This window comes from Peribacillus deserti, from assembly GCF_016909175.1.
GTDB classification, from domain to species: Bacteria; Bacillota; Bacilli; order Bacillales; family DSM-1321; genus Paraperibacillus; species Paraperibacillus deserti.
On sequence record NZ_JAFBFI010000034.1, the window covers coordinates 1 to 19,175 of the forward strand.

Annotated in this window: 19 protein-coding genes, 1 pseudogene and 1 riboswitch; of the genes and pseudogenes, 2 read left to right on the top strand and 18 right to left on the bottom strand. The window is 39.3% G+C overall.

Annotation, left to right across the window (positions count from 1 at the left end; all coding sequences use genetic code 11):
* Positions 1–183 precede the first annotated feature (183 nt).
* The 11 genes from JOC77_RS20145 to JOC77_RS20195 all read right to left on the bottom strand — a co-directional run bounded on the left by JOC77_RS20145 (position 184) and on the right by JOC77_RS20195 (position 10,527).
* Positions 184–1,461 carry a Glu/Leu/Phe/Val family dehydrogenase gene (locus JOC77_RS20145; protein ID WP_204547997.1) on the bottom strand — a complete coding sequence of 426 codons (1,278 nt, stop codon included), beginning with the start codon at positions 1,459–1,461 and terminating at the stop codon, positions 184–186.
* Positions 1,462–1,785: 324 nt separating this feature from the next.
* Complete coding sequence (locus tag JOC77_RS20150; protein ID WP_204548011.1) at positions 1,786–2,364, bottom strand: adaptor protein MecA; 579 nt, start codon at positions 2,362–2,364, stop codon at positions 1,786–1,788.
* 76 nt (positions 2,365–2,440) lie between these two features.
* On the bottom strand, positions 2,441–3,364 hold the full coding sequence (locus tag JOC77_RS20155; protein ID WP_204548014.1) for a MerR family transcriptional regulator: 924 nt from the start codon (positions 3,362–3,364) through the stop codon (positions 2,441–2,443).
* Positions 3,365–3,402: 38 nt separating this feature from the next.
* On the bottom strand, positions 3,403–4,188 hold the full coding sequence (locus JOC77_RS20160; RefSeq protein WP_204548017.1) for a metallophosphoesterase: 786 nt from the start codon (positions 4,186–4,188) through the stop codon (positions 3,403–3,405).
* 9 nt (positions 4,189–4,197) lie between these two features.
* Positions 4,198–4,590 (bottom strand): hypothetical protein, encoded by a 393-nt coding sequence (locus tag JOC77_RS20165; RefSeq protein WP_204548020.1) that lies wholly within the window; start codon positions 4,588–4,590, stop codon positions 4,198–4,200.
* A 51-nt stretch (positions 4,591–4,641) separates the two neighbouring features.
* A complete protein-coding gene (locus JOC77_RS20170; protein WP_204548033.1) occupies positions 4,642–5,277 on the bottom strand; it encodes a CBS domain-containing protein in 636 nt (211 codons plus the stop codon).
* A gap of 216 nt (positions 5,278–5,493) precedes the next feature.
* Complete coding sequence (locus tag JOC77_RS20175) at positions 5,494–5,952, bottom strand: YpbF family protein (RefSeq protein ID WP_204548035.1); 459 nt, start codon at positions 5,950–5,952, stop codon at positions 5,494–5,496.
* Positions 5,953–6,375: 423 nt separating this feature from the next.
* Positions 6,376–7,032 (bottom strand): LysM peptidoglycan-binding domain-containing protein, encoded by a 657-nt coding sequence (locus JOC77_RS20180; RefSeq protein WP_204548039.1) that lies wholly within the window; start codon positions 7,030–7,032, stop codon positions 6,376–6,378.
* Between the two features lie 341 nt (positions 7,033–7,373).
* Positions 7,374–7,949, bottom strand: coding sequence for a CPBP family intramembrane glutamic endopeptidase (locus tag JOC77_RS20185; protein ID WP_204548041.1), 576 nt, complete (start codon positions 7,947–7,949; stop codon positions 7,374–7,376).
* Entirely contained in the window at positions 7,949–9,466 is a 1,518-nt protein-coding gene (locus JOC77_RS20190) for a RecQ family ATP-dependent DNA helicase (RefSeq protein WP_204548044.1), read from the bottom strand. Before JOC77_RS20190 ends, JOC77_RS20185 begins: the two co-directional genes overlap by 1 nt.
* Positions 9,463–10,527 carry a YpbB family protein gene (locus JOC77_RS20195; RefSeq protein WP_204548047.1) on the bottom strand — a complete coding sequence of 355 codons (1,065 nt, stop codon included), beginning with the start codon at positions 10,525–10,527 and terminating at the stop codon, positions 9,463–9,465. Before JOC77_RS20195 ends, JOC77_RS20190 begins: the two co-directional genes overlap by 4 nt.
* A 305-nt stretch (positions 10,528–10,832) precedes the next feature.
* Here JOC77_RS20195 and JOC77_RS20200 point away from each other — a divergent pair, with 305 nt between their 5' ends.
* Positions 10,833–11,081, top strand: coding sequence for a ferredoxin (locus tag JOC77_RS20200; protein WP_204548050.1), 249 nt, complete (start codon positions 10,833–10,835; stop codon positions 11,079–11,081).
* A gap of 50 nt (positions 11,082–11,131) precedes the next feature.
* On the opposite strand, the gene JOC77_RS20205 is transcribed toward JOC77_RS20200, so the two are convergent.
* On the bottom strand, positions 11,132–11,716 hold the full coding sequence (locus JOC77_RS20205) for an ECF transporter S component (RefSeq protein ID WP_204548064.1): 585 nt from the start codon (positions 11,714–11,716) through the stop codon (positions 11,132–11,134).
* Positions 11,717–11,868: 152 nt separating this feature from the next.
* Positions 11,869–12,004: riboswitch (FMN riboswitch) on the bottom strand.
* 89 nt (positions 12,005–12,093) lie between these two features.
* Complete coding sequence (locus tag JOC77_RS20210; protein ID WP_204548067.1) at positions 12,094–12,564, bottom strand: GNAT family N-acetyltransferase; 471 nt, start codon at positions 12,562–12,564, stop codon at positions 12,094–12,096.
* A gap of 280 nt (positions 12,565–12,844) precedes the next feature.
* Between JOC77_RS20210 and serA the strand changes: the two genes are divergently transcribed.
* Positions 12,845–14,419: a phosphoglycerate dehydrogenase gene (gene serA, locus JOC77_RS20215; RefSeq protein WP_204548070.1), complete on the top strand. Its 1,575-nt coding sequence runs from the start codon at positions 12,845–12,847 to the stop codon at positions 14,417–14,419.
* Between the two features lie 46 nt (positions 14,420–14,465).
* Here the strand turns inward: serA and JOC77_RS20220 are convergent, their stop codons facing one another.
* The 5 genes and pseudogenes from JOC77_RS20220 to JOC77_RS20240 form a co-directional block, all read right to left on the bottom strand.
* Complete coding sequence (locus tag JOC77_RS20220) at positions 14,466–15,287, bottom strand: histidinol-phosphatase (protein WP_204548073.1); 822 nt, start codon at positions 15,285–15,287, stop codon at positions 14,466–14,468.
* A 97-nt stretch (positions 15,288–15,384) separates the two neighbouring features.
* Positions 15,385–16,092 (bottom strand): peptidoglycan DD-metalloendopeptidase family protein, encoded by a 708-nt coding sequence (locus JOC77_RS20225; protein ID WP_204548076.1) that lies wholly within the window; start codon positions 16,090–16,092, stop codon positions 15,385–15,387.
* 172 nt (positions 16,093–16,264) lie between these two features.
* Complete coding sequence (locus JOC77_RS20230; RefSeq protein WP_204548078.1) at positions 16,265–17,542, bottom strand: GerMN domain-containing protein; 1,278 nt, start codon at positions 17,540–17,542, stop codon at positions 16,265–16,267.
* Positions 17,529–18,068, bottom strand: a complete 540-nt coding sequence (gene sigX / locus JOC77_RS20235; RefSeq protein WP_204548080.1) for an RNA polymerase sigma factor SigX — start codon at positions 18,066–18,068, stop codon at positions 17,529–17,531. Before sigX ends, JOC77_RS20230 begins: the two co-directional genes overlap by 14 nt.
* Positions 18,069–18,820: 752 nt before the next feature.
* Positions 18,821–19,175: pseudogene (locus JOC77_RS20240) on the bottom strand (transposase); the annotation flags it as partial.

Sequence of the window (19,175 nt, forward strand, 5' to 3'; positions counted from 1 at the left end):
AACTGACACCTTCGGTCGTAAGCCAATCGCCATCAAAAGGCAAAGGCGGCCTTTCGCTGCCGCTCGTCTTACGCCTGTCAGGTGTCTGCTTTTCATTAGTTGGTGAAAAGATAAGGAAGCTAAGCAATGAGCATAGCTTCCTTTAAAGAGAATAGTGCAGAAAAGCACCGTTCTCCGCTCTTCTTAAATCCAGCCTCGGAATCTGCTGGCTTCGGCCATTTTTCTTACTCCTACCATGTAGGCAGCGAGACGCATGTCTACTCGTCTGCTTTGGGCAGTGTCGTAAATGTTGTTGAATGATTTGACGAGGATTTTTTCAAGTCTTTCTTCGACTTCTTCTTCTGTCCAGTAGTAGCCTTGATTGTTCTGTACCCATTCAAAATAGGATACGGTTACACCGCCGGAAGATGCCAGTACATCCGGTACGAGAAGAATGCCTCTGTCAGTCAGGATTTGGGTAGCTTCTATGGTTGTAGGACCGTTCGCTGCTTCTACGACAATGGATGCTCGGATATTGTGTGCATTTTCTTCTGTAATTTGGTTTTCAATGGCAGCTGGAACTAGAATATCACAGTCTAATTCAAGGAGTTCTTTGTTGGAAATCGTATTTTTAAATAGCTTAGTAACTGTTCCAAAGCTGTCGCGGCGGTCAAGCAGATAATCAATATCCAATCCATTCGGGTCATAAAGTGCTCCATAAGCATCAGATATACCGATTACTTTTGCTCCTGCATCGTGCATGAATTTAGCCAGGAAGCTTCCTGCGTTTCCAAATCCCTGGACAACCACACGGGCTCCTTCTATATTAATGCCTTTTTTGCTGGCAGCTTCACGGATACAAATGGTTACTCCTTTAGCTGTAGCAGATTCACGCCCATGGGATCCGCCTAGAACAAGCGGCTTTCCTGTGATGAATCCAGGTGAGTTAAATTCATCAATTCGGCTGTACTCGTCCATCATCCATGCCATAATTTGAGAGTTTGTAAACACATCTGGTGCCGGTATATCTTTTGTCGGCCCGACAATTTGGCTGATAGCCCTTACATATCCACGGCTCAGGCGCTCAAGCTCATGGAATGACATATTTCTAGGATCACAAATAATTCCGCCTTTGCCTCCGCCGTAAGGCAAGTCAACGATACCGCACTTTAAGCTCATCCAGATCGAAAGCGCTTTTACTTCTCTTTCTGTTACGTTAGGGTGAAAACGTATTCCGCCTTTAGTAGGTCCGACTGCATCGTTGTGCTGAGCTCTAAAGCCGGTGAATATTTTTATAGATCCATCATCCATACGGATTGGTATCTTAACGGTCATCATTCTAATTGGTTCTTTAAGAAGTTCATATACTTCCTCAGGATATCCAAGCTTATCAAGTGCTTTATGAATTACTGTTTGAGTCGATTTAAGCACATCATGCTTATCTTCTTGAGTTGTAGTTTCGTTGCTTTTTTCGGCTACCATTTGAATCCTCCTAAGATTTCTATAATCGGGTAGGGTCGTTCTATCAGACATAGTATACACCTTAAAAACATATATGCAAAGGTAAAAATTTAGAAAAATACATTTTATTAGACGCTTTTGAAAACGCTGTCATTTAGTATTTTTCTCTCTGTGAGAAGCCTTTGAATATATATAAACAAATCACGCAAACCGAGGTGTTTACTGACTTTCCTGATATGTGATGGTGAAAATGCCTGATCATAATAAAAAGGCAATTTCCGTTAAAACGGTAAACTGCCTATTGCATAAATATGCATTGATATTAGGTGTCCAGATCTTCTTTGGTCATTTAAAATAATGAGTCATTGTTTTAATTGCACTATCGTCAATAATAGTTTTACCATACTCTACAATACGGCATAAAGTCATTGTAGTGGGACAGCCATATTCAGAAGCGATTGAGATGACTGTTTCATGAAGGTTTTCTGAAACATCTTTAAGGAGCAGAAAATAGCTTTTCCCATAAAAATATAAGGAACCGGAATGCAGTCCAAATGTTTTTAACAGTCGGCAAAGCTGGATAACATCTTCCAAATCTTTAAATTCATAAAAAATATGAAAATTATCGGCAAGTCTTACGTCCAATTCAAATATGGAGTCAGTGTCATCGAGCAGATCTTCATCCTCTTCTCTCGTTACAATTACAATTAGTCCTTGGGCTTTTAGAGAGAAAATTTCTACTCCAATTGATCCGATCATCTCAAAATCCATTTCGGTGCAAGCTTCTTCTATCATACTATAGAATAATTTATGAACCTTAAGCGAATTCCCTTTAATATCATCTGTTGTTAATCCGCGGTCCATTAAGTCATCAAAGGTTAAAAAGATTTTAATTTTGTTGCTGGACAACCGCTCAAGCTTCATGCAAATGCCTCCTGGAATCCCCCATCTTCTCTACATCATATGAAGATGAAATCCGCAGGTGCATATCCTAAGCTTATTACATTCTGCCAATCTTATCTTGTATCCATCTGCTCCACTCGCTTTTTGTCTCGCCTACGATACATGATGAATACGTTTCACGCTGAGCAGATGTCAGATTTTGCGTGCCGCTCCCGCCTATACCTATCTGAATGTCCGGATATTGTGTTTGAATGTCATTTATCAAATGAAGGGACGGTTCAAGATTTTTTGGTAAAGTACAAGATATAAATAACAGCTTTGGTTCAATAATGGAAAGGACTGTCTGCAAGTCTTTTTCAGGCACACTTTGTCCTAGATAGACAACTTGAAACCCCTTCAGCCTCAAAAATAAGGTATAAATCAAAAGTCCAAGTTCATGCTGCTCCCCTGGAGCACAAACAGCGGCTGCTTTAGGCAGCAGGCTGTTTTGGGGTATGGTATGCATAATATAGCCGATTCTTGACCTCAGTATGGAAGTTGCAAAGTGTTCATGAGCAGCCGTTATTTTCCCCCGCTCCCATAAATCACCTACTTGTATGATTACATGCCCGAGTACATCGATAATGGCCTTTTCTATCGTATAAATACTGAAAATGCGATCCATGAGTTCATGTGCTTTGTTTTCATTAAATACGAGCAGGCAGCCCAAAAGCTCATGGACCAGAGTTTCTTCCTGCCCCTCGTTTCTTTTGCGTTCTTGGGTTTCTGCTTGTTCATTTATATGCTGCGCTTCACTTTCTAATAATGAAACAGCCTGGCTGATCGTAAATCCCTCGTTCACTTTAGAAACGAGCCACCTGAGTATACCGATATGTTCTTCTGTATACATTCTATGCCCCGATTCATTTCTTACAGGTGCAATAAACTGGTATCGTCTTTCCCAGGCACGCAAGGTTCCAGATCTTATACCGAGCAGATTTGATGCAGCTTTGATGTTATATTTTGGTACTTGCCTAGCCATATAAATCCTCCAAAAAATAATAGCTTACACTATTTCCCCTATTTCTTATCCTTTTCTTTCGGTAAGAGCGTGATTAAATGTGTTTCTGGTTTTGCTCCCAGCCTTAAAGGTACTAGACTTGTTCCATAGCCATTGCTCACCAGATAAGTGGTGCTGCCTTTTTTAGCAATCCTGCCTTTTCTGTACCTTCCAAACCCAAGGATTCTAATTTGCCCTCCGTGGGTATGCCCGCTTAATAGTAAGCTAATATTACTGTCAGGCTCAATCTGTTTGAGTATAGCAGGAGTATGGCTGATAAGAATTCGAAAGGCACCCTCATCTGCATCCTGAATTGCTAAATCAAGCCTGTCTCGTTCGCCGTCCATATAATCTATTCCAAGGAGGCACATCTTTTCGCCAGTTTCTGATTCGAATAAAACAGACGTGTTATCGAGTATTTTAACCCCATATTTAAGAAGGGTTGCATCCAGGAGATGATAATCTGTTTCATAGTCATTATTGCCCCATACAAAATATACAGGCCCTATTTCCTTTAGTTTTTTTAGGTTGCTTTCTATCCTCGAGAAAGGAACTTTGCCTTCAGCAAGGTCCCCGCCTACTACAACAATATCCGCTTTGCCTCTTGCCTTATTGATTATCACGTCTGTAATGGACCTTTTATGAATATCTGAGATAAAAAAAATGGTTACTTTCCCGAAGCTTGCAGGGAAATCCTCAAAATAAAGCGAGGTTTCAAGAACTTGGTCAAGAAAGGCCTGTTTCCACATATATAAAAGCAGCAGCAAACCTGTGATGATTACGATTAATATCAAATATATTCCCATACATACTCCTTAGCTGCCAGATTGCTTATTTTTACCTTTTTCCGAAAAATCTATTGAAATCATACCATAAATCCCAGCAAAACTAAAAAGCAGAACTGCCAGAGCTTTGTTTATCATAAATAGGGCAGCAAAAGATGTAGCCGCTTGACAGCATAAAAAAAAATCCAGCTTATTGATTTTCTCTTTCCTTTTTAAAATTGGGCTAACCGCATCTCTTAGAAGGACCGCATGAATTAAAAAACATGCCAGAAAAGCTGCCGCTGCCGCAAAAAAATAGTGAGGCTCCAATATAATAGTTGAAATAAATTCAGCAAAAATAAAAGGCTCAGGAATGTGGATCCATTCCATAAATAAATAACCGGACAAAAACCCAGAAACGATTTGCAAAATTCGTATCAGCATAAAAATCCCTCCCATAAGAAATTTATGAGAGGGGTGTTAAAAATAACTCTTTTAATCTTCCGTTACATTTAAAATTCTAAAGCCTGAGGATTCAAGCTTATCCATAAACTTCTGGATATTATGATTTTTTTCAATTTTCATGACGATTCTTCTAACCAATTTATCGGAATCGTCAAAAGTTACCAGCGAGATAATATGCTCATGAAATTGGTGGGCAATGTCTGTCACTTTGGCTATCCGCCCTTCTGTTTCCACAGAGGTAAAAGCAATTCTTACGCCCGGCCGGTTCATTCCAAACGCACTTTGGAATTGTTCTAATACATCAAATCTTGTTACTATCCCAAGAAATTCACTTTTACCGCCAACAAGCGGCATAATAGGAAAGTCTTTTAATGCTAATAATGTTCTTTCGAAAATTTCATCACCTTTGATAAACCGGTCTTTGTACTGTTTTGCAATCTCAATCACGGGAACCTCTGCCAAAAAGGTTTCTTTTGATTGATTTGATAGAAAGAAATATTCGTAGAGATCATGGCGGGTAATAATTCCCGCATACTTTTCTCCCTCTAAAACTGGAAGGGCGTCAATTTTATTTTCCTCAAGCTTTTTTAACGCAGCCGCGATAGGTTCTCCCGTCTGAATTGTGCAGCAATTATGCTTAGGAATCATAATACTTTTTACAAACATAACGATCACCTCATGAAATATATAATTAGGTCTCTTTACTTATATTCCACATGAGTTTGACTTTCCCTTTTTTACCAAAGCTCTTTTCTTTAAATCTTTAATGCTTTAAACCATAAATAAGCATTTCACCTTGAATGGACCTGATATCCAGGCAGCAAGCTAGTTAAACCCTTTCTAAGCGAAAACAGTTCTATTCAAATACTCAGCTGTCTTCCTTTACTTATTCTCATGATAGAGGTTAATATCAAAATTCTTTTTCATCATATCGTATACGGTGTGGCGGGCTTTCCATGCGGATTCAGGCCTCCATAAGTCCTTGCTTTTTTCTATGATTTCACACCTTAAAGCATGAAACTCCTTTTCAGCCTTATCCACCTTTTTTTTAAGAACAATCATATACCCATATAAACCAATTGTTACAGATAAATAGAAGAAGTTCAGAGAATTGTTGACAAAAGCAGAAAACATCGCAAAAAAGGAATAAGAGTAAGGCTTGGCAATAAACCAATACACATAAAGCAAAAACATCAGACTAATCATCAAACAAGCACAAAGTGTCAGGATATGATTGTGTTTATACTTCTTAAATTTTTGTTGTCTTTTTACAACGGCTTGAAGCATTTGTTTAGTTGCCTGATCGGTTTTATCATCAAGCATGACTATTGATGGTTCCATAATAACCCGCTCCTTAATCTCAAATTCTCCCTATTTATAATTATGAGCTTGTCAATGAAACTATTACTTCTCTATTGTTTACTGTCTTTTTTTAAGGATTCAGGAAAAACGCGCCTTCCAATATTCTGGGTTAATAATGTCTAATATTTAAAAATAGTCAGTCAGAGGTACTTTTCGGTTTCAAAAATTGTTAGGTTAATCCCTTAAAGATTCGTTTTCTTGTACTCCTTGGGAGCGCTTAACCATCTAAGGGTGGTAACTCTCATCATTTTTCTGAGCGAAAAGTTCCTCGAGCTTCTCATATTCAGCTCCTTCTATTAAATTTTTAACTAAAATCAGCTCAATGCACAAATCAGCACCTTCGAGCAAACAGCAAAAAAACATCCTACCCGCTCCGGGATGAGGATGTCTTTGTAATAAATTTCATTTCTTTAGAGGTATTTTAAGCTTCTGCCCGGCAGAAATTTCATTTCCTGATAATCCGTTCCACTCTCGAATCAGGGCAATACCATCTTGAGAGTTATAATACTTCATGGAAATTCTGAAGACCGTTTCTTTAGGCTGCACGGTGTGGTAAACAACTCGGTACTCATTATTTTGATTTTTATCGAGAGGCTCTTGAGGTGCTTCTTCTACTTGAATCTCTTTCTTATCAGGAACTGCTTGTACAGCTGATTCGTTACTTAGAATCTGCTCATTTTCTCTAGGCTTCTCCGTTTCTTTCTGGCTGGAGGTCACAGGCTGGGTTTCTTTATGAATTTCATTTACTGATGCATTTTCTGCAGCAGCATTTTCATTTAGTTTCTCACCTTTAAACACTTCCACCGTTTCGAAACCGTTTTTAAGTGAGTCAGAATCGGATGACTGGCTGCCAAAATATTGGTAGGCGCTATATATGGTCACAGGAAGCAAAATAAACAATAGGGATAGAAATTTCAGCAGGGGAAACTTAATTTTCCATTTTTTCTTGGTTCTTTTTTTCCTATGTAATTCAGCTCGAGAAAGCACAGGTTGTTTATCATTTTTCATTGAATAGCTTACAGAACCTTCCTGTTCTAAGGACCTTGTTCTATTCTCCATCTTTCATTCCTCTTTTCATCATACGATGTCTAACTTCAGCACCTAGACCCTCGAGTAACAGGCCAACCAATCCATGGGAAGAAAACCGCTTCCCACAGCCCGCTCGTCTTGTGCTTGTCCTGAGCAAGGTGCTTCCGTTTTTCATAATGTCTATCGCCAGCACTTAGACCCTCGAGTCACAGGACAATCAATCCATGTGAAGAAAACCGCTTCCCGCAGCCTGCTCGTCTGGTGCTTAGGAGGCGTGCAGGATGAGGGTCAGATCGAGTTGCCAAAGGACGTAGCGATTTTATCCATCAGCCTTACTTGCGAGGCGCTTTCGTTTTCAATGGCTGCTTAGATTATTGATGTCTATACTTAATGATAAGACCCAAAAGGAAATCAATAATGAAATGGACCATAATACTTACCATTAAATTACCAGTCCAACTGAAAATAAAACCGATTAAAAAGCTTAATACAATCATATTTACTAATAAATACCACTTAAATAAGTAACGATAATGTACAAGTGCAAAAATAATGCTGGCCCAGACTAATCCAGTATGAGTCTGAATCACCCCTCTAAAAAGTAGTTCCTCGCAAACTGCAATAAGCAGCGGAATAATGATTAACATAGGTACAGACAGGCTTTTGAAAATCCTCTCATTAATGCCTCCATCATCATATAAGCTTTCAGGAACCAATTTCATGAGTAGTAAATCAAGCCCCACAACGATTAAACCCGCCGGGAGCCCGATGGTCCATATCCTGCTGTCATTCAAAGTAAAAAGACTCTCGAACTCTGACCAATTGTCAAACAAAACTATACCTAATCCGACTGATAAAACGACTAGAAGAAATTGAGTAAGCAATAAATGAAAAACTAATTCTCTATCAGAAAGCGTCTTGATTATTTCTGCCTGTTTATTTTTCATTACTCGTTCCTTCCCGGGACAAGCATCTCTATAAGCTCCTCTTTCCAATCAAAAATCGGCCTGAATTCAGCCGGATTTTCCGGTGGGTCTTTCTGATAAAAACCTTCTAAGTCTATACCGCAATAATCACAGCATTGTTCTGGTTTTTGCTGAATTTTCTGGTGAAAATACCGTGTTATTAATTCTCTTCTGCACGTATTAGCGTGGATCCAGCTTAATAAAGTACGAAGTTTTTTGACTTTACCTTCTTTTCTGTTTTCCACGAATGAAATCATTTCAGCTTCGATTAATTTTAAATCTTGTAAATCGTGTAAAGAAAGCAGCATGTGCTGGATGATTCTTAACTGAATTTCGTTTAATGCAAACAAAGCACCTATATCATCTTTCTGCAAAAGCCGCGCTGCTTCTTCGCCTGAGGAGGCATTTTTGCTTTTTAAATAATGGACGATTCCTTTTACTTGATTTATCGCAGGAAGCTCCCGCTCTATAAAGCTAAGCTGTAGTCCTTCATCTCCCTCTAAATAGAGCAGAATTGCAGCACTTTCTTTTCCATCTCGTCCTGCACGGCCAATTTCCTGTACATACGACTCCATTTGCATAGGCATTTGAAAGTGTATCACATACCTTACGTTTTCTTTATTAATTCCCATGCCAAAAGCACTTGTAGCACAAATGAGATCGAGTTCCCCATTTATAAATTGCTGCTGAATCAAAATCCTTTGTTCTTGCTCTAATCCACCGTGATAAAACGCTGACCGGCCGTTTCCCTGAGTTTGAAGAAAGGCAGCAGCTGTTTCAGCCGTTTTTTTACTCGAAAAATAAACAATGCCAGGACCTTGTAACTGTTTGACCAGTGTTAGGAGTCTTTGCTCTTTCTCTTCATAACTTGAAAATTTTTCTGCCTTTAAAGCTATATTGCCTCTATCAACTGAGGACAAAATTTCAGTAAATTCGTCTCCTCCAAGCTCCTTGATAATATCACTCCGCACGGCCGGAGTAGCAGTCGCAGTCAGTGCAAGTGTTAAAGGATCACCAAGTTGTTTTCTAACCGGTCCGAGATTTAAATAATCCGGCCGGAAATCATAACCCCACTGTGAAATACAATGGGCTTCATCGATTACAAACAAACCGATATCAAGCTTCTTTAATCCTGCAAGCAGCTGTCTGCTATTCAACATTTCCGGGGAAACAAAAATGAATCGATAGGTGTGCAGATTATTTAAGGCATACCGCTTTTCTTCAAAAGACAAAAAGGAGTTGAAAGAGACTACTCTTTTTTCTCCTCTTACTTTTATCTGTTCAGCCTGGTCCTGCATTAGAGAAAGAAGCGGCGATACGATTACAGCCGGCTTATTCATCATGTATACAGGCAGCTGATAGCAAAGCGACTTTCCAGTTCCAGTCGGGAGCATGCTTAATGTATGATTCCCAGCCATTATTTCCGAAATGGTTTCTTTTTGGCCATCCCTAAATTGTGTATATCCAAAATGTTTTTCAAGATAAGCTTCCAATTTCATATTTTTTCTCCGTATCTAGCCAGCACCAGCCTGATTTGAAAATAACTTGCATTGCCGGTTAGACGTTCTTTAATTTCTTTCAATTTGCGTGTTTGATTGGAAATGGCTATTGAAGCTATTTCCTGCTCCAGCTCCTTTTGCAAATAAGGAGATGTATCAAAGTGCGAATCGGTAAGCGCCAATTCCACTATATGGTCTTCTATCGTACTCACCTTTAAATTTCTGAGACGGGCTACCTCTTCCTTATCGACTCCATTCAAAAGATACTGATATGTTGTATGTGTAGATAGAGTTATAGGCTTTTCGGCAACAGGAGCTCCTTCCAGCAGGATAGAAAGATATTTATATAAGTTCTTTTCAGACTTAATGTTAGTAATCATATAATGAATAACATTCACAAATAAAAAGTACACATATGTTTCCTCCAGGTTCAGCTGCTGGGCTATCTGGGCATATGTCAGTCCAGTTCTTTTGCTGCTGCTGAGGCGCAATACAAATATCTCACGTTCCTGGCTGCTGACTTCTTCAAGCAATGGCAATAACTCTTTTAAGAGAGCCGCACCGAGGTCCTGCCTGCTTAATTTTTGTCCGCTTATATAGTTCTTTATCCATTTTTGGATACCAGGATCTTTTTGAATTGGATAAAACCCCTTCTGTTTCCTCACTAAATTCGATATCGTTTGAATGAGCAGGGAAAGTCTCTTCCAGAAAGTAACTCCGGTATTTTGTATGTCCCATCCATTTACATGAACAGGAAACGGATATTTTTTAAAATAATGCTCCAGCTCTTTCATGCCAGCTGCGGTTACTGCATAATTATTATTAGGCAGCTTTTTTGCAAGACCATTTTCCACAAACTTTTGGATGACTGAGTTTAATTCTTCTCTATTGATATTCGGGTATATGCCAAAGAACCTGTTAATGCCGAACAGATGGCTGTCTTGTATCGTCTGGGAGGACTTTTTCCCTTTTAGTAAATGGTACGTTCCCGAAATAGATCTTTCTCCATTTACCTTTTGGAGACATTTTAATATGAGCGCTTCTAAAAAATTGTCCACCATCGCTTTCACCCGTTTCATGAAAAACAAAATTAACTTATAGCTCCTTTAATTTTAACAAATACTAAGTGATACTTGGGTTAATTTCTGCAGAAAAGTCATGAAATTGTCATATCATGTCTCTTTTTCGAATAAATGATCAAGCTTTTCAATTTCCTGGAAAATCCTGATAGGATAAGGGCTGGACAATTGCATTTCTCCTTGAAAAGTTGTATAAACAGTTTTACAATGAACTCTAGTAGTAATGTTTTCTTTTGCGTAATGGAGGGAAACACAGTACATAGTGATTAATTTGGGAGGGTATATTTATGGCAAAATACACAATCGTTGATAAAGAAACTTGTATTGCTTGCGGTGCTTGCGGTGCAGCAGCTCCAGATATTTATGATTATGATGATGAAGGCATTGCATTTGTAACACTTGATGATAACGAAGGAATTGTAGAGATTCCAGATGTTCTGATTGATGATATGATGGATGCTTTTGAAGGCTGTCCAACTGATTCAATAAAAGTAGCAGATGAACCGTTTGACGGCAATCCCGTTAAATTTGAATAGACCGTAACATATTGCAAAACCCCGCCGAAAAACCGGCGGGGTTATTTTATTTAAATATTTTTATAGACGGTCTGTTTTTCAAGCCAGGAATTTAAACGGACAAATAACAGCATGAATACAACTGTTATGAGAAATCCCTTAACCAGATTGAAAGGAAAAATAAAAGATACAACCATTTGTTTAGCTTGAGCGGAAGACATTGCCTCAGCCCCAAGGAACAGCGTATAAGCCGGAAGGAATACAAAATAATTTAATATACTCATTACAAGGCTCATAATAACTGTTCCAGCCAATAATCCAGCTGCCATTCCTTTTTTTGTGCTTATTTTTTTGTAAATATAATAAGCGGGCAATACAAATAATACTCCTGCTGAAAAGTTAGCGATTTGGCCTACCGGAACACCGGTAACTGCACCTGTCATCATGTAGTCAAGAGAATTCTTAATAAGTTCCACCATGATTCCTGCAGCTGGACCAAAAATAACCGCCGCAATTAGTGCAGGAATATCGCTAAAGTCCACAAGCAAAAAGCTTGGGAACCCTGGAAACGGAAAATTCATCAGCATTAAAATATACGATATACTGCTGAACATTCCAATTCCTACTAATGTTTTAACCTTTTGATGTCTGATCATGCTTATTCTCTCCTTCTTTTTGCCTATCGCGAAAAAAAGAGGAAAGGTTCCTTGCTGAATACCATTAAAAAACCCCTCAGCTGAACACTGAAGGGAGTAATGGCAAATTCAAATAAACGTTCGATAAAATTTTTTCAAAGAACGCTCAGAACCTCCATCTTCTCCCATCCAGACTTTACTGTCGGCCTTGGAATCTCACCAAATCCTGCCCAAACTGCAGGCTCGCGGGCTTAGAATCATAGACTCATCACCGCCGGTCGGGAATTGCACCCTGCCCCGAAGATAGACTATTAAATTTTATACAACATAATTATAAGCTAAAAACTTCTCGATGTGAAGATATTTAGCTTACAATGAGCTTAATGGAGGAAGCTGCCTTATAAATACTTTTCAAACAAAATCATATCTACTGCCTGGATGCCGTCCTCGAAGATTTCTTCCCCATACCGTAAGAAAAAGTTTTTTTCAATGCCGGCCAGGCGAAAACCAGATTTCTGATAAAAAGCTATATTGCTAATGCTCGAATTAGCTGTACCCACCTTCATTTTTTTAAAGCCTTTTTCTTTGTATTGCTCTAAAAAGGAGCGGATAATTTCTTTGCCGATTCCCTTCCCCCTGTCTTCTGGCAAGAGTGCGATGTTCTTTAGTTCAACAGTTTCACCCGGGTGGAAAACAAAAAGAACAGTACCGGCAAGACTTTCATTGAAGTAAATGGCAAACATTTCACCTTCAAACAGATATTCATTCACAATTGACTCATCTTCATCAGCAAGAAGCAGATATTCTTTATAGCGAGGTCTCTCATGCCGATCAATTTCTTTAACAAACACCTCTCCTTTTGCGTCCATTATCTCTCCTCCTCCTCTTTGTGATTCTCAGCAAGATTTCTATTCTCAGAGCCTTTTATCTCTTTATCTTGCTTTTTCATGGTGTCAGTTAAATATATTTTTCAAATTTCGCAATAAGAGCTGCCATACCTTTATATAAAATGATTTCATCCAAGAATTCAATCAAAATCAAGCAGCGTTAAGCGCTTTCAACCGTTCTCACCAAATTGACAGTTGTTTTTTTGTTAGGTAGAATAAACGGAAAATTCAATATTATAAAAACGATTGGCTGGTGATGATTTTGTTTCGAGTGTTAGTGGCAGATGCAATTAAACCTGAAGGACTTGGTCCTTTGCTGGATGCGCCCAATATTGAACTTCTTCAACAAACGGTTACTGAAGCAGGAGAGATACTTGAAAGTATTGATGCCTTACTGGTTAGGAGCGAAACAAAGGTCACGGATGAGCTTCTCAGCGCCATGCCAAACATTAAGATTGTGGCACGCGCCGGAGTTGGTATAGATAACATAGACGTGGCTTCTGCAACTAAGCATGGAGTGGTCGTAGTAAATGCTCCCGATGGAAATACAATATCTACGGCCGAGCACACTTTTGCCATGATGGCTTCGCTGGCAAGGAATATTCCACAAGCTCATTCTTCTCTTAAGCAAAAGGAATGGAAAAGGGCTAAATTTATTGGCACAGAGCTGTATGGGAAAAATCTTGGGATTGTTGGCATGGGCCGCATTGGCGGCGAGATTGCCAAACGTGCAAAGGCTTTTGGTATGGATGTGTATGTGTATGATCCGTTTTTCTCTGCTGAACGGGCTAAATCATTAAATGTAAAGGCTGTCCCGCTAGAAGAATTGATGAAATCTGCCGACTTTATCACGGTACATACGCCTCTGACAAAAGAGACAAAAGGATTAATAAATGAAACCAATTTAAAAATCTGTAAAAAGGGAGTTTACCTTCTTAACTGTGCAAGGGGCGGAATTATTGATGAGGATGCCCTGTATCAGGCCATAATGGAAAAACATGTGGCTGGTGCCGCTTTCGATGTGTTCGTGGAGGAACCTCCATTTGGCAATAAGCTGTTAGAACTGGATGAAATCATAGTAACACCTCATCTAGGTGCATCCACAAAGGAGGCCCAACTGAATGTGGCTACACAGGTTGCCCAGGAAGTACTACAATATTTAAATGGAAACCCTGTCTCAAATTCAATTAATCTGCCTGCTATCTCCAAGGAGGTATTTAACAAAATTCAGCCTTATTACCTTTTAGTCAAGCAAATGGGGGCTCTCGCTTCCCAGTTGACAAAAAGGGCTGTTCTTGAATTATCAGTGACCTATGCCGGCATTCCGGATGACTTTGAGAAAAACCTGCTGACAAAGGCACTTGCAGCGGGATTCTTTAAGCGTATGGTGGATACACCGGTCAATGAAGTAAATGCTCTTCTCGTTGCAAAAGAAAGAGGAGTCACCATTGGTGAAAAGGTCTCTGAAAAAACATATGGATACGCAAATTCCATAAGCCTGACCGTCAAGGCAGAAAATAGAATCTTTGAAATTAGAGGCTCTTACATAGATCAATATGGACCTAGAATCTTAAATCTAAATGGTTTTAACATTGATTTTCAGCCTCAGGGAAATTTACTTTACATTCAGCACACAGACAAACCTGGTGTTATTGGACGCGTCGGCAAAGTATTAGGAGATCATGACGTGAATATCGCAACGATGCAGGTAGGACGAAAACAAGCCGGCGGTGAGGCGATTATGATCTTAACCTTTGATAAACCACTGAGTGAAAACATCATTGATCAATTGGAAAGCTCAGAAGATATATCATTTTTACATCATATTGTATTATAAAGAACGGGGTATAAAGCCTAAACTTTATACCCCGTTTTTACTTTCCTTATTTTCCTTTGCCCAGCGGCACTAGCTTTCTATCGCCCTTTGAAAAAGTCATTAAGCTGGTATATCCTGATTCGGCAGCCATTTTTTCTGCTTTATCGAAATCCGCGCCAACATGCTCAGGAAAATGAGCATCCGATGAAAAAACGATCGGTATTCCCTTACTGAAACACATATCTAAAAGCCGTTTATCTGGATATATCTGTCCAACCGGCTTTCTAAGGCCAGCCGTGCTTATTTCGACACAGGTTTTGGAGTTTTTAAGTGCTTCCGTCGCCCTGTCATACTGTTCAAGCAGAAATTCCTCTTCCGAAGGTACATAATTAAAGATCTTTACAAGATCGATATGACCGATAATATCGAATAAATTACTTTCTGCTAGTGTGACCACTTGATCAAAATATGCTTTGTATACCATATTAACGTCTCTTTTGTCCCACTCATGCATATATTCTTTTAAGTCGATTCCGAAGCTTCCTATCCAGTGAATCGAACCGATTATGTAATCAAAGTCATACGATTGAATAAATTTTTTCATTTCTTCATGCTTTCCTGGAGTATAATCCATTTCTATGGACATTTTCACATCAATTTGTAAATTCCAGGCCTGATGAAATAAATGTACATAATCCTCCATTTTATAAAACCTTCTTGGGTTCACCCATTCATTTTGCAATATATCTGCTGTCTCATAAAAATGATAGGCATGTTCAGAGATCCCAAAATGTTCAATCTTACCAGCATCAGCGCTATCCGTAAACTTTTTCAGGTAGTCTAAAGTTAACGTTCCTGTTTCTAAATGATTATGATAATCAGTAAGCATATCCTGCCCCCCTTATATATCTCTTTATTATACGGGGGGAACATGAAAATTCCAGCATTAAGCCTAAAAGATTTTTAAATAATTAGAAAAAGGTTACCTAATTTCCTGCAGCCAGCTTTAATACCTGACCTGCCTGTACGAAATCACTTGTCAGTCCGTTCATTTCCTTAAGCTCCTCTACACTCATATGGGCTTGCTTAGAGATTCTCCAGAGAGTGTCACCCGCTTTTACAACGTAAGAGTCCAATGCTTTTTTATCCATTGTGCGATTTCCGCTTGCTTCCGGCTGACCGGCTGCTGGCATATGGCTGCGTTCTAGAGCAGCTATAGGATCTAATGCGAATTCCTTTTGGACAGTCCATTTATGCTGGTGAATTTCAAAATGGAGATGTACCCCTGTAGAATACCCGGTAGTACCCATTTTTCCAATAATCTGCCCTTTTTTGACTGAATCACCTTCTTGAACTAAGATTTTGTTCAAGTGTGCGTATACTGTTTCATATCGGCCTTCGTGATTAATAAATATAACATTTCCATATGTATTTGAGGTATAAGCCTTACTAACTGCACCCCCGCCCGCTGCCTTTATCTCTGTATTTAATGGAGCAGCTATATCTATCCCTTTATGGGTGCCTCCTCTGGTGCCGAAATAGTCGGTAATAACCCCTTCTGCCGGCCATATAAACTCGCCGGGCAATTCCTTCTTCATTTCAGCTGCTTGTGAATAGGTACCTCCAATAAACAACAGGCTGATACATAAAGCAACAAGCAGGGCAATGAGAAACCTCTTTCCATAATCTTGCATAGCTTCCTCCTTAAAAATAAACATATCCATATAATATGAGGTATGTCCGGGTTTAGAACATCAAAATAAGCCTAATTTTTCCATGCACATTTAATTAGCATAAACGGAGAAAGCGGGTAATATTCATAGAAAGAACAAAAAACCTGACTGGATGGCCCAATCAGGTTTTTTACTATTGAATTCTATTCGGTGCAAGGGGTATCTCGAGTTCTTTGGTCAAATCATACGGACCGATGGCAGAAAGTCCGGCATTCTCAAATAATACAGCTGTCAGGCCAAAATCTTTTGCCGTAAGCAGAATGGCTTCGATCGCAAGCAGACTGCTCTCATCATCCTTAAAGGGTGTATCCTTAGACAGGGAAATCGTAAGCCTGCCGTTCTCATTAGTCACTTTTTCTATTTTAATATCGGCTGGAATAGAAGGACTGGCAGAATTAACAGGCTCGAAGTTCTGCATTTCCTTTATAGCCTCCGCTACCGTATTACTGGATGCAGTAATATTCGGAACTAAAAACTTCGGCTTTGATTCTTCAGCTTGATAAATGAGAAAAGCCCGTTTCGGCGTTTGCTCAAGAACCCTTTCTGTGATTGGACCCGTATCGGGTAATTCAATTCCAGGTTTACCTGCTGTAGAAAAAGTAATCTTATTATACCCTTGATATCTAAATGTGTTTTCCAGTGCCATTAACAGGCCAAATTCATACAGATTATTAAGTTCACTTTTGTCTGTAAAGTCTATGTTAATGCTTCCTTCTTCTTTTCCCATTGAAATGCCAAGATTTAATGGATAATAATCCATCAGGCCCAGCTCTTCTTCATTAATGGTCTTCATCTTATCTAAAAGAACGTCCAGCAGCTCCTGCTTATCCGCCTTCTCTGTTTCATAAGTAATCGGAATGATATATTGAAGTTGACTATCAGGTACAGCCAGGGTGATATACGAATGTTCTTCTGAATCAGCAGGCAGTACCAGACTGCTGCTTAAAGTTGCTGCTTTTAATACAATATTTTCTTTCTTGTCTGGCACAGTTTCGGAATGATCATCCGTCTTATCTTCTTCAACAGGTTTTTCTTCTTCCGCCTCATCTTCTTTTTCATCCGTATTCCCTAAATTTTTGTTTGGAACCTGAGTATCAGGATCCTCAGCTGCTTTTTTGCCTGAACCGCCGGATGTGTCGGATTGCCGTACATCACTTGCCTGTTCTTGGCGGCTTGATCCTTTTTCATTAGCCGACTGATCCGAGAATATAAAGGAGGAGGTTAGGATCGAGAATAGAATAATAGCGGCTAAACTTGCTGCAGCAGGCATCCAGCGGTTTTTACCTTTGCGTTTAATAGAAGTCCGGCTTACTTTTCTGAAAATCTCTTCTTTTCCACGGCTGTCTGTAATCTTGGGAAACTGTTTCAATGCCTCCTGAATCTCAAGTTCACTCATCTTATATTTTTTCAATTCTCACCCCTCCTTTCTCCGTGTCTTCGTTGATCATCTTCTTTAAGCTTTTCAGGGCCCGGTGCTGTGTGGTTTTGACTTTACTCTCAGTCCATCCCAGCACCGCCGCCGTTTCAATAATCGATAAATCCTGTATGTATCTAAGGATAATAACCGTTTTCTGATCTACCGTACAATGTTTAAGACTTTCATATACAAAACGGAGTTCTTCCTTCTCCATGAGTAGTTCCTCCGGCAGAGGCTGTTCATCCTTTATTTCATTCTTACCCCAGTCAAAGTTTTCAAGCAATCTCTGTTTCCAGCTCTTTTGCTTTCTAAAATGATCGATAGCTGTATTCCTCGCAATTGAATAAAGCCATGTCTTTTCACTGCTCTTCCCCTGAAATTGTTCAAAGGATTTATATACCCTGATATAAACTTCCTGCACAAGGTCCTCAGCCGTTTCGCGGTTGTTTACCATATAGAATAAAAACTGAAATAAATCCTGGTGATGATTCTCATATATTCTTTGGAAAACGGAGTCCACTTTTCCCCACCTCCGTCATTAGATTAGTCGGAAATAACTTATAAAAAGTTACATAAATACTATATTATTTTTATGAAAAAAAAGGAAGGTGCTTTTGCACCCCCACTCTTGTTGGAATACCTTTTTTGTTTACTTTTCGATGTCTTTCAAAATTTCTGGCAGAGATTAAGCAGGCCGCTGCCTGAGGGAAACAAGGTATTAGTTGTTTTAAGGTTAGGCGGACCCTCTTCTGTGCCGGAGAAACGATATGGCTCTTAAAAATTCAAAAACCCTCCCACAATAAATTAAAGTTTTCTCTTATTTACTCTTGTTTTCTCATGATTTCATATCTGACAAAAGGTTGAGTAAGGATTAAATTTGAATATCTGTAAAATATAGGATTAGATGAATGTGCAAAACCAGAGGAAATTACGTTATTTCCTAAAAATTCCATAATATAATCGCATATGGATCTCCACATTCACCCTTGGGAATTTACCCTCCCAAATCACACTGGGTCTAAGCCCTTACATTCCTTCGTCCGTTCTCTCAAGGGGTGGAGGCCGATTCTTGCTCTTAAACGGGGTCTTTGCCCTAATGGGATTTGCACTTCGGCTTCTCCTTGCTTCAATTGTCGTAAAAAATGTTTCGCTTTAATTTAAGTAAATAGATTTCTCTTCATTTAATGTTTTGAACAATATTATGCTGCTTCCCGTATCAAGTTTGAATGCATCGGTCCTAAAACATCATGTCCACAATAAGTAAGTTCCCTAGCCTGAATAATACAATACACGTATTAATTTCCCACATAGGGCAATGAGTGACTGCTTCTTCTTAAGGGGTCGTTCACTACGTGTAGTGTAGTACTGATGAAGATATTTAAATTCTTTATTTTTCGCGACTAAGATTAACACTGAACGGTACAGAAGTGCACGCAGCCTGGACCTTCCCCGCTTAGAAATGGCAGATTTGCCTTTATGTTGGCCGGAACTGTTCTCCCTAAGATTTAACCCGGCAAGCCGGATGATTTGCTGAGGATGGTTGTAGTCCTCGAGGTTTCCTACTTCCGCTAAAAAGCCGGCAATGGTTTGTTCTCCTACCCCAGGAATGGTCATCATTTTCTTTGTT

Bases quoted from the DNA above. Each gene is read 5' to 3' on its own strand.
- JOC77_RS20220 (WP_204548073.1), bottom strand. From the start codon at position 15,287: ATGCTTACTGATTATCATAATCATTTAGAAACAGGAACGTTAACTTTA.
- JOC77_RS20145 (WP_204547997.1), bottom strand. From the start codon at position 1,461: ATGGTAGCCGAAAAAAGCAACGAAACTACAACTCAAGAAGATAAGCAT.
- JOC77_RS20165 (WP_204548020.1), bottom strand. From the start codon at position 4,590: ATGCTGATACGAATTTTGCAAATCGTTTCTGGGTTTTTGTCCGGTTAT.
- JOC77_RS20225 (WP_204548076.1), bottom strand. From the start codon at position 16,092: ATGCAAGATTATGGAAAGAGGTTTCTCATTGCCCTGCTTGTTGCTTTA.
- JOC77_RS20180 (WP_204548039.1), bottom strand. From the start codon at position 7,032: ATGGAGAATAGAACAAGGTCCTTAGAACAGGAAGGTTCTGTAAGCTAT.
- JOC77_RS20160 (WP_204548017.1), bottom strand. From the start codon at position 4,188: ATGGGAATATATTTGATATTAATCGTAATCATCACAGGTTTGCTGCTG.
- JOC77_RS20205 (WP_204548064.1), bottom strand. From the start codon at position 11,716: ATGATCAGACATCAAAAGGTTAAAACATTAGTAGGAATTGGAATGTTC.
- JOC77_RS20195 (WP_204548047.1), bottom strand. From the start codon at position 10,527: ATGGTGGACAATTTTTTAGAAGCGCTCATATTAAAATGTCTCCAAAAG.
- JOC77_RS20170 (WP_204548033.1), bottom strand. From the start codon at position 5,277: ATGTTTGTAAAAAGTATTATGATTCCTAAGCATAATTGCTGCACAATT.
- JOC77_RS20155 (WP_204548014.1), bottom strand. From the start codon at position 3,364: ATGGCTAGGCAAGTACCAAAATATAACATCAAAGCTGCATCAAATCTG.
- JOC77_RS20150 (WP_204548011.1), bottom strand. From the start codon at position 2,364: ATGAAGCTTGAGCGGTTGTCCAGCAACAAAATTAAAATCTTTTTAACC.
- JOC77_RS20175 (WP_204548035.1), bottom strand. From the start codon at position 5,952: ATGGAACCATCAATAGTCATGCTTGATGATAAAACCGATCAGGCAACT.
- JOC77_RS20190 (WP_204548044.1), bottom strand. From the start codon at position 9,466: ATGAAATTGGAAGCTTATCTTGAAAAACATTTTGGATATACACAATTT.
- JOC77_RS20200 (WP_204548050.1), top strand. From the start codon at position 10,833: ATGGCAAAATACACAATCGTTGATAAAGAAACTTGTATTGCTTGCGGT.
- JOC77_RS20210 (WP_204548067.1), bottom strand. From the start codon at position 12,564: ATGGACGCAAAAGGAGAGGTGTTTGTTAAAGAAATTGATCGGCATGAG.
- JOC77_RS20185 (WP_204548041.1), bottom strand. From the start codon at position 7,949: ATGAAAAATAAACAGGCAGAAATAATCAAGACGCTTTCTGATAGAGAA.